Raw genomic sequence first — 8712 nt, forward strand, 5'->3', positions numbered from 1 at the left:
TCATGAATCTGAAAAACCTCATCGTTACCGCATTTATCGCCTTTTCGCCTGCCGCACTGGCTGAGCTCAACGTCATTGCAGACCTGGGCGGACAGAGCACGCAGGCTATTTTCGAGGCCGTAAACCGCCAGGATACGCCGCCTGCGCCTGCTACAGCTCCTGAACAGGGGGAAGCGGCCATGCTGCCCGTTATTACGCCAGAACTTTCCCCCGGAAACGTGCCCCCCCGGGCGCTGCAACTGCCGGGCATCGGAGCGCTGTTTATCATAGGTGATGACAGCTATTCACGGCAGTGGCTGCAGCAGAACGCACAGCAGCTTTCAGCCAGAAATGAAGCCGGCCTCGTTGTGAACGTTGAAAGCCTGGAATCGCTGAAATCTCTGCGCGTTCTCGCGCCCGGTCTTCAGCTGGCGCCCTCATCGGGATCTGAACTTGCCCGCCGCCTGCAGCTGACCCACTACCCCGTACTTATCACGGACAGCGGCCTGTCTCAGGAGGTAGGGCAGTGATATCAGCTCCTTACATCGCTGTACTGCTGATGGCAAATCCGGTCCTCCTGACCGTTCTGCTGGCCGCGATTATCTTTCTGCTCTGGCGCTTTCGCCGGCAGTCGGCCAGCGAGCGGCGGCACCGCCGGTATCGCGCAACGGCAGAGCGCGTCTACACCCGCCTTCGCCAGCTCAGCGGAGACGGGCAGCGCATGAGCTATCTGCGCAAGATTAATCCCTACGTCTTTGAGGAGTTACTGCTGCTGGCATTTGAGCGTCAGGGCTATGCCGTACAGCGCAATGCGTCATACAGCGGCGACGGCGGCCTGGATGGAAGGGTACACATAAACGGCGAGTGCTGGCTGATTCAGGCCAAACGCTACAGTCGGGTGATAACACCGTCGCACGTCCAGGATTTTGACGCGCTGCTGACGCGCATGGGGCAACGCGGTCTGTTTATTCATACCGGCAGGACCGGCCAGAAAAGCAGGGCTGTCGGGAGCGGTTCACAGCAACTGATGATTATCAGCGGACAACGCCTTCTGGCTCTGCTGGCAGGTAAACCCTTTAAGGAGTTTTCTTTGTGAGTGATAAATACGTAATTGAAGCCCTTCTGCGCCCGGCTGTTGAACTGAATACAGCGGTCGCAGCGGGCACTGCCGCCATCGTCTGCGTAACAGCGCCCTGGGCAGTCGCCCTGGCACCCTCCGTCAGCTACGTCACCGCCGGCGGATTCGCCGTGCTGTCTGCCATACGCGCGCGTCAGGGAATGCAGGTTATTCGCTACCGTCGTAATCTGCGCCGTCTTCCGCGCTACGTGATGACGTCAAAACAGATCCCCGTCAGTAAACGCCGGCTTTTTCTGGGCCGTGGGTTTCGCTGGACCCAGAAACACACCCAGCGCCTGCGCGATACGCTACGCCCGGAAGTGGCCCACTACCTTAAGCCGTCTAAGCTGTATCAGCTTGCCCGTCAGTTAGAGGAAGCGACAGAAAGCAGTTTACCGGCAATCGGCAGACTGCTCAGTGCAGATTCGCCAGTCAATCCGGTTCGCCCGCTTCCCCCGGTTGGCGGTAATCCGGCCGTACACGGCATTGAACCGGATGAAACTGACGTCACACTCGATCTACGTGAGCGGGTCGGTCACACGGTTGTTTACGGTACAACCCGCGTGGGCAAAACGCGCCTCGCTGAACTGTTAATCACTCAGGATATACGTCGTGGTGACGTCACCATCGTGTTTGATCCGAAAGGTGATGCGGACCTGCTGAAAAGGGTCTGGGCGGAAGCGCACCGGGCAGGCCGGGGCGATGAGCTGACCGTTTTCCACCTGGGCTGGCCTGAGATTTCCGCGCGGTATAACGCCGTAGGGCGCTTCGGCCGCGTATCAGAAGTCGCTACCCGCATTGCCGGCCAGCTCAGCGGCGAAGGTAACAGCGCAGCGTTTCGCGAGTTTGCCTGGCGATTCGTGAATATCGTTGCCCGGGCGCTGGTTGCTCTCGGGGAACGCCCGGATTACACCCTTATTACCCGCTACGTGAACAACATCGCCGACCTGTATCTGCGTTACGCCGAAAAAATCATTACCGAGAAACTGCCCGAACTGAACAGCCAGATCGAGAACAATGCCAACGCGTTCAGTGAGGACGACGTGCCGCGCAACATGCAGGGACAGCCTGAAGCTATCCGGATTTGGGCAGTTGAAGTGGCGCTGAGTTCGGACGCAGGAAACGCGCTGTATGACCCGATACTTGACGGGTTGCGCTCTGCAGTACGCTATGACCGTACCTACTTTGACAAAATTGTGGCGTCACTGCTGCCGCTGCTGGAAAAACTGACCACCGGTAAAACGGCGGAGCTGCTGTCTCCCGATTATCTGAACATGGAGGATCCGCGCCCTATTTTTGACTGGGAGCAGGTTATCCGTAAAAAAGGCATCGTTTACGTGGGGCTTGATGCTCTCAGCGACAACGAGGTTGCCAGCGCCGTAGGTAACAGCATGTTTGCCGATCTGGTTAGCGTGGCCGGTCACATCTACAAACACGGTATCAACGGCGGTCTGCCGGGTTCAAAAGAGGGCAAGGACCCCATTAACCTGCACTGCGATGAATTCAACGAACTGATGGGCAATGAGTTTATCCCGCTCATCAATAAAGGCGGCGGGGCAGGCATGCAGGTGACGGCCTATACGCAGACCTCATCTGATATTGAAGCCCGGATCGGGAGCGCGGCCAAAACCTCTCAGGTTCAGGGTAACTTCAACAACCTGATCATGCTGCGCGTGAGAGAAAACCGAACGGCAGAGCTGCTGACCTCACAGCTGCCGCAGGTTGAAATCTACAGTAAAACGCTGGTCTCAGGTCATCAGGATTCAGCTGACGTCACCGTCAATCACGATTTTACCTCCAGCACCCAAGATCGCGTCGGCACCATTAAAGTTCCACTGCTTGAACCTGCCGACATTGTCACGCTGCCTAAAGGTCAGGCGTTTGCGCTGCTTGAGGGCGGTCAGCTCTGGAAAATTCGTATGCCGCTGCCGGCGGGCGATGCAGGTGACGTGCATATGCCTGAGAACATCGCGCGTCTTGCAGAAGAGATGCGCCGGAATTATCACAGCAGTGAAGGGTGGTGGGACAGCCGCAGTTCAGCAATTGCGCCAGTGAAGGGAGATAACAATGGCTGAGGCACGTCGTACCGCACCGCAGCAATATCCGCAGCAGCAGCCCGCGCAACCGCGTGAGCACGGCCTGCTCTACAACCTGGTCTGGGGCTGGCCGTGGAAGCTCGTTGGCGTGATCCTGGCTTCACTGATGGTGAGCCTTGTCATTGAATATGTCGGGATTGCGTTCTTCTGGCCTGAGATGGGGGCAGCGCACAGCCAGGCGGTGATGAATACCGAGTTTGGCTATCTGTCTTCTGATTTTACCCGCAGCCTGCTGCTTTCCGAGCCGGCTGCGACGGTGACGGGCTGGATAACGGATGCCTATCAGTGGGCGTTTGTGGACAGTGGGATCATCGGCTGGATACAGGAAAAATATCAGGCAGAGATAAACAGCGGCAATGAGGTATCGCGCAATCTTAAGGGTGTCAGCAGCTGGCTGGGAAATTATCTGCAGCAGTACATGCTGGCAACGGTATATGTCTCTATTGTGACGCTGATCCGTGTCACTATCATTGCCCTTTCTGTTCCACTGTTCGTACTGGTTATATGCGTCGCCGTGGTAGAAGGGCTTGGCCGTCGTGATCTGCGTCGGTTTGGTGCCGGTTACGAGTCATCTTTTTTGTACCACCGCGCGAAAAGGTTGATTAAACCGGCTGTGTATCTGCCAGTGATGGGCTACCTTTCATGGCCTTCTGCGGTCTATCCAAACCTGTTACTGCTACCCGCTGCGTTAATGCTGGGAATTACCATTACGGTTACAACTGCTTCGTTCAAAAAATATCTTTAGTCGCCTAAAACTAATGCCTGTGTAATGCAGGCTTTAGTTTTTCACTCCGCTACAATCGATTAAATCTTGATCGGATTGGACGTCCGCTGTGAGCGAGGAGCGGACATTTGCCCTCTCTCTTTTATCGCAATATCAATAGCCGGATATTCTTGATTGAATGTTTTTGGATATCGTTCTTAAAGTCAGGCTATACAAACTGAAGACTGTTTTGAATCGAAAATTTGTGTAATCTGATGCACTCATGTACTAGCCAGGTGGGTTAAAGATGATTTTTTCGTCAATTGAAGATGTTAGAAACCGTATAGATCAGATTGACACTGAACTGGTTAAAATGATCGCGCAACGTAGCCAATGTGTTAAAGCTGCAGCAGCTTTCAAAAGTGATCACTCAGACGTGCGTGCTCCTGATCGTGTCCAGCAGGTAATCGATAAGGTAAGTAAACAGGCGACTGAATTAGGACTTCCCACAGTGATTATCGAAAAGGTTTACCGGACTATGATCGGTGCGTTCATTGATTACGAACTCGACCAACACGACCAATTGCGACAGGATAAAGGCTGACATCGTGTGTCAACATTCCATTGAACTTCTCCCCATAACTGTAGCGGGTGTTGAGGCGGTAAACGCCAGCAGCGATATCTCATTCGGGCGGCATACTCACGACCAATTCGGCATTGGTTTGATGGACAGAGGCGGGCAAAAATCTCTGAGTGGGCGCGGATATGTCGAGTCGAACGCGGGTGATGTCATCACTGTTAACCCTGGTGAAGTTCACGATGGGACGCCTCTCGGTGGCTCGCGAGCCTGGCGGATGCTTTATTTTGATACTGAGCTTATTAATCAGTGCTTTATCGATATTTCTGAAGGTAAATTTGCCAGCGGCGAATTTGCTATGCCTGTATTAAAGAATGTCGGTATAGCAAAAATTTTTAACCAGTTATATCAGGCCATTATCAGTGGTAATGGCGATGTAAAAAATCTGGCTGCGGATGAAGCATTGTTAATTCTGACTAACGCATTGGCCCAAATGCCCCGAATTCAGATAAAAACGCCTTTAAAAGGCGTGTTGTACGCGAAAGAAAAAATGGATGACGCGCCGGGGAGTGCTATATCTCTTACTGAGCTGGCGGCGATTGCCGGACTCGGGCAGTTTACGTTTTTGCGCGCTTTTGCGCATTACAGTGGAATGACCCCGCATGCCTACCTTTTGCAGAGACGCCTGTCACTGGTTCGAAAGCTCATCAGGGGCGGAATGGATCTTGTTGATGCAGCCATTGCGGGAGGATTTTCGGATCAAAGCCACATGAATCGTTTGTTTGTTCGCAGCTATGGCTATACGCCAGGCGTCTACGCGCAACAAAATCCAAAAATCTAGCTGTCCAAACGCTGCAATTTTATTCAAGACAGAAAAAGCCTTTCAATCAAATACTGAAGCAATTATTTCAGCTGCTGATGAGGGGTAAATTTTGATGCTTTATAATGATTTTCTGGTGACATCTCTGCTAATTGTCATATCACCCGGTACTGGTGCCATCATTACGCTTTCTGCCGGCCTCAGGCAGGGAAAACGTAGCGCAATAATTGCTGCTGCCGGATGCACTCTCGGGGTGTTGCCTCATATGCTGGCTGCAATTACAGGCCTTGCCACTCTGTTACATGCCAGTCCGTTACTATTTTCCATTGTGAAGTATACCGGTGTGGCTTACCTGCTGTTTATGGCGTGGCAAACGCTACGGGATAAGACACTTTTAACCGCAGACGGTCCCGGGCCGGAGTTATCTCATAGCGCATTAATAATACAGGCAGTAGTTGCCAATATTCTTAACCCCAAACTTTCGCTATTTTTCCTGGCATTCCTTCCGCAGTTTATCCCCACCAGAGATGCACACCCCACACAGAGCATGTTGATTCTTTCAGCTATTTTTGCGGCCATGACTTTTGCTGTATTTTCTCTGTATGGCGCTTTTGCTTCGTCTGTTAGTCATTATGTATTAAGAAATCACAGGGTAATGACCGGGATACGTTGGGGCGTAGCACTGGCCTTTTTTGCAGTTGGGATTCGCCTGGCAATGGCTGTGCAATAGTAAAAAGTCGTGTTAAACAGCCCCAGAAAGAAGGGTTAATGAACGTCCGCTTCACGCCCTGAGACATTCGACAAGCTTTCTACGGCATTAGTAAGGGCGATTTTCGCGCTTCCAGTGCCAGCAAATATTTCGCTTCGTCATAACGGGTTCTGGTCTTCCAGCAGCGGCGAATAATCCTTATCCATTTGAATGCCAGAGCTCGGATCGCTGATTGATGAGATTTTCCTTTTTCTCGCATCCCCTGATAATACAGCTTGGCCCAGTATGATGAGTTAACCGTCTTGGCAGCCCATTCGACAAAGCTTTGCCTGACGAACTTGGCACACTGCCATCGCCAGTGAACCCAGGATTTCTGTCCACTCCGTTCAGTCACAGGAGCAATACCTGCGTAGTTTTGAATTTCCTCAGCGCTGTTGAAGCGGTCGCGGTTATCACCCAGTGCGGCAAGCATACGTGGTCCCATACACGGCCCCCTGCTCGGTAGTGATTTGAACAGCTCTGCATCCGGAAGCGTATCGAACAACGATTCAATTCGTTCGTCGTAGGTTCTGATAAGTTCACCTACAAGTTTGATTTGTGATGCAAGAGCTGTAGCCATTAGCGCGTTCGCCTCGATGACACTTTTATCAGTGGTCAGGGGAATCGCGTTGGCAATGCTTGTAACCCGCTGTTCTGTATACGCAACAGCGGGACCACCTCTTGCGTTCATAAAATGGCGGACGGTATCACTCCGGGCACGTTTGAGCTGTTGCAGGCTTGGCCAGCGGATTATGAGCTCACAGAACAATGAACTGTCCCGATGCGAGAACCATTCCAGGGGTTGAGGATAATACTGCTTAAGCGTGTTAATGAGCCGATTAACAAAGCGGCGTTTGTCTTCTACCAGCAGTCTACGCTGCTCGACTAGTTGTAGAAGTAAACGGATATCAGCATTATCGGGTTCGATGGCTTTTATCTTTTGGGGATAGCGAAGCATCAGAACTAACGCCAACTCAGCATCCTGAGGATCATCCTTGGCACCACTTGGCCAGAATGTCTGCCGATAGCGTGCCAATGATAACGCATGTACAGGAAAGACAGTAATAAAGGGATACTTCTGGAGAGCATACACGATTGGGCCTTTCTTCAGTTCAAGGGCGATAGCGATCCTGCCTTTGAACTTCTGATGCAACTCATTAAGCCAGGTATCAAGAGCTTCCGGCGAATGGTTAATCACATGGAACGTGCGCTCACCGTTTTTAAGCTGAACGCAGACATCGTGCTTTTTATCCGCCCAGTCCAGACCAACATGAGCAGCAAACTGATCTACAGCAGTCTTCACCAACTCCTTTTAACCGGGGATTGGTATGCATTCCACATTCTTCGAAAGAAATATAGTCAGCAGTTGTTCTGCATGCCCTGAGTATTCGTTAGCGAACGTGGAGCACTTACTGGTTCGAAAGCAAAGCGGCAATCATCAAATCACATGATTCTGGCACAATATTCGTAACCAATAAGCGCATACCCTGAATCACTTAGAAGTGCAACTCTCAGGGCTCGAATGACTATATCTGGCACAAAGCGGACGGAATCAGATGAACGTCCCCTATGACCGAAAGGCGGATGTTACTGGATTAATTTCACTTACTTTCGTGGCTTTTTGAAGCGGTCAGTAATGTGCCAGCCCGCCGTCTACAGCATACTGGCTGCCGGTAACATAGGATGCATCATCGGACAGGAGGAAAAGTGCAACTGCAGCGGCCTCTTCTGCTGTTCCGGCACGACCCAAAGGAACCTGGCTTACCACAAAATCTTCAAACTGCTGACGAGACTCTTCTGGCATAAAGTGCCTGAAGTTAGTTTCAATGGGGCCTGGTACCAAAGTGTTGGCGCGGATACCGCGTTCAGCAAACGCAGATGCCCAGCTTTTGACCATAGCGATAACGGCGCCTTTCGTCGCTGCATACAGGCTTGTCATCGCCGCTCCTTCATATACAGATGAGGATGATGTCACCAGAACGGACGCCCCTGAATTAAGTGATTTGGAGAGAGCTGCCAGCTGTAGCATTGGACCGCGCACATTAGCATTCATCATATGATTGAAAGAATCTGCCGTTACAGATTCCGGAGAGCCGACCTCTGCAAAGCCGGCATTAAGCCATAATCCATCAAGTGAACCCCAGCCTCTGATAGCTTCCCCCAGTCCGTTTATGTCAGCTTCGCTTGCAGCATCGCTTTTTAAAATAAGTGATGTCGTAGGAAGCAAGTTACGTGCACGTTCAAGCCTTTCCTCATTAAGCCCTGTAATGGCTACGTTGCCACCTTCAGTAACAATACGCTGAGCCCCTGCCAGCCCGATGCCACTGGTGCCGCCCGTGATCAGTATACGTTTACCCTGAAATCTTCCCATGCTTACTTCCTTTATTTAGCTGCGGAATCAGCATTTACCTTACGTAAAAAACACACTATTCGTCATCTGTTTCATCACGTAACCATGGGAACGACTGGATTGCTGCCTAGACGTCCGCTTTTGGCACGTAGCGGACAGCTGAACGTGAGGAAGTCCGCTTGAGCAAGATGCGGACGTTAAAATAATGATGGCATGGGTAGTCTTCCACCTTAAAAACAACCCCCATTGTGAACCTGAAGAATTCTGGCTATAAAAAAGAAAGATAACTCATAGAATCCATCAAAAGCTCAGGAGACATTTT

The 8712-nt window shown here is 51.6% G+C and carries 9 protein-coding genes; 7 read left to right on the top strand and 2 right to left on the bottom strand.

Features of this window, described 5'->3' with window-relative positions:
* Nucleotides 1–2 precede the first annotated feature (2 nt).
* The 7 genes from WFL93_RS22585 (at nucleotide 3) to WFL93_RS22615 (ending at nucleotide 6022) form a co-directional block, all read left to right on the top strand.
* Entirely contained in the window at nucleotides 3–509 is a 507-nt protein-coding gene (locus tag WFL93_RS22585) for an integrating conjugative element protein (protein WP_049852775.1), read from the top strand.
* Nucleotides 506–1075: a restriction endonuclease gene (locus WFL93_RS22590; RefSeq protein ID WP_049852776.1), complete on the top strand. Its 570-nt coding sequence runs from the start codon at nucleotides 506–508 to the stop codon at nucleotides 1073–1075. The genes WFL93_RS22585 and WFL93_RS22590 overlap by 4 nt, the downstream gene beginning before the upstream one ends.
* Nucleotides 1072–3171, top strand: a complete 2100-nt coding sequence (gene traD, locus WFL93_RS22595; protein WP_336779073.1) for a type IV conjugative transfer system coupling protein TraD — start codon at nucleotides 1072–1074, stop codon at nucleotides 3169–3171. Before WFL93_RS22590 ends, traD begins: the two co-directional genes overlap by 4 nt.
* A complete protein-coding gene (locus WFL93_RS22600; RefSeq protein ID WP_049852778.1) occupies nucleotides 3164–3937 on the top strand; it encodes a TIGR03747 family integrating conjugative element membrane protein in 774 nt (257 codons plus the stop codon). Before traD ends, WFL93_RS22600 begins: the two co-directional genes overlap by 8 nt.
* A 265-nt stretch (nucleotides 3938–4202) precedes the next feature.
* A complete protein-coding gene (locus WFL93_RS22605; RefSeq protein WP_049852779.1) occupies nucleotides 4203–4499 on the top strand; it encodes a chorismate mutase in 297 nt (98 codons plus the stop codon).
* A 4-nt stretch (nucleotides 4500–4503) separates the two neighbouring features.
* A complete protein-coding gene (locus WFL93_RS22610) occupies nucleotides 4504–5313 on the top strand; it encodes an AraC family transcriptional regulator (protein WP_336779074.1) in 810 nt (269 codons plus the stop codon).
* Between the two features lie 94 nt (nucleotides 5314–5407).
* Nucleotides 5408–6022, top strand: a complete 615-nt coding sequence (locus WFL93_RS22615) for a LysE family translocator (RefSeq protein WP_336779075.1) — start codon at nucleotides 5408–5410, stop codon at nucleotides 6020–6022.
* Nucleotides 6023–6101: 79 nt separating this feature from the next.
* Here WFL93_RS22615 and WFL93_RS22620 read toward each other — a convergent pair whose 3' ends face one another.
* Both WFL93_RS22620 and WFL93_RS22625 read right to left on the bottom strand, forming a co-directional pair.
* The gene (locus WFL93_RS22620; protein WP_336779076.1) at nucleotides 6102–7343 is read right to left on the bottom strand and encodes an IS110 family transposase; all 1242 of its coding nucleotides are present in this window, start codon (nucleotides 7341–7343) and stop codon (nucleotides 6102–6104) included.
* A gap of 327 nt (nucleotides 7344–7670) precedes the next feature.
* Nucleotides 7671–8411, bottom strand: coding sequence for an SDR family oxidoreductase (locus tag WFL93_RS22625; RefSeq protein WP_049852783.1), 741 nt, complete (start codon nucleotides 8409–8411; stop codon nucleotides 7671–7673).
* Between the last annotated feature and the right edge of the window lie 301 nt (nucleotides 8412–8712).

Source organism: Pantoea sp. USHLN256, from assembly GCF_037149875.1.
GTDB lineage: Bacteria > Pseudomonadota > Gammaproteobacteria > Enterobacterales > Enterobacteriaceae > Pantoea > Pantoea nemavictus.

Excerpts from the sequence above, each read along its gene's own strand:
- WFL93_RS22585 (WP_049852775.1), top strand. The coding sequence starts at position 3 with ATGAATCTGAAAAACCTCATCGTTACCGCATTTATCGCCTTTTCGCCT.
- WFL93_RS22600 (WP_049852778.1), top strand. The coding sequence starts at position 3,164 with ATGGCTGAGGCACGTCGTACCGCACCGCAGCAATATCCGCAGCAGCAG.
- WFL93_RS22605 (WP_049852779.1), top strand. The coding sequence starts at position 4,203 with ATGATTTTTTCGTCAATTGAAGATGTTAGAAACCGTATAGATCAGATT.
- WFL93_RS22615 (WP_336779075.1), top strand. The coding sequence starts at position 5,408 with ATGCTTTATAATGATTTTCTGGTGACATCTCTGCTAATTGTCATATCA.
- WFL93_RS22625 (WP_049852783.1), bottom strand. The coding sequence starts at position 8,411 with ATGGGAAGATTTCAGGGTAAACGTATACTGATCACGGGCGGCACCAGT.